Consider the following 674-nt stretch of genomic DNA (forward strand, 5'->3'; position numbering starts at 1 on the left):
TGCGGCGGGGCGGGTGGCGCAGCGACGCTCGCGGCCGCCTGCGCCTCGACCGTGCGCCCGGTGGACTGCGGCCCCGAGGCCCGCTGATCGGCATCGGCGATCGCCTGCGCCGCCCGGGGCTCGACCGCCGGCTGGCGGGCCAGCACCACGTCGATGCTGACCGGCTCGCGGGGCGTCGATGACGGCGTCCACTGCCATTGCATGGCCACGGCGATCGCCGCCACATGCAGCGCCACCGCCAGGCCGCCCGCCAGCCACTGGCGGTAGCCGCGGTTGACCGGGGCATAGCGGATCGGGTCGGTCACGAAAGCCATGACGCTGCTCTCTCTCTTCACCCTCTGCGTCCTCTTCGCCCCTCGACGACGGCGAGCCGCCGCCTCTCAGCCTTGCCGGCGTTCGTCGAGGCGCCGCTCGATGGCGTCCATCAACAGGCCGGCGATGTCGGTGCCGCGCTGGTCATCGATCTCGCGCACGCAGGTCGGGCTGGTGACGTTGATCTCGGTGATGTAGTCGCCGATCACGTCGAGGCCGACGAACATCAGCCCCTTGTCGCGGATCATCGGCTGGACCTGCTCGATCAGCCAGTGATCGCGCGCGGTCAGCTCCCGCGCGCGGCCCTGGCCGCCGGCCGCCAGGTTGCCGCGGGTCTCGCCGGCCATCGGCACCCGCGCCAG

At 73.0% G+C, this 674-nt stretch carries 2 protein-coding genes; both read right to left on the bottom strand.

Annotated features, from left to right (window positions below; translation table 11 throughout):
• On the bottom strand, nucleotides 1–314 hold a 314-nt coding region (locus tag HR9077_RS19120), incomplete at its 3' end, for a hypothetical protein (RefSeq protein ID WP_210725980.1).
• Between the two features lie 66 nt (nucleotides 315–380).
• A partial coding sequence (locus HR9077_RS19125) for an ATP-grasp domain-containing protein (RefSeq protein ID WP_458692931.1) occupies nucleotides 381–674 on the bottom strand: 294 nt, incomplete at its 5' end.

The organism is Modicisalibacter radicis, from assembly GCF_900961225.1.
GTDB lineage: Bacteria > Pseudomonadota > Gammaproteobacteria > Pseudomonadales > Halomonadaceae > Modicisalibacter.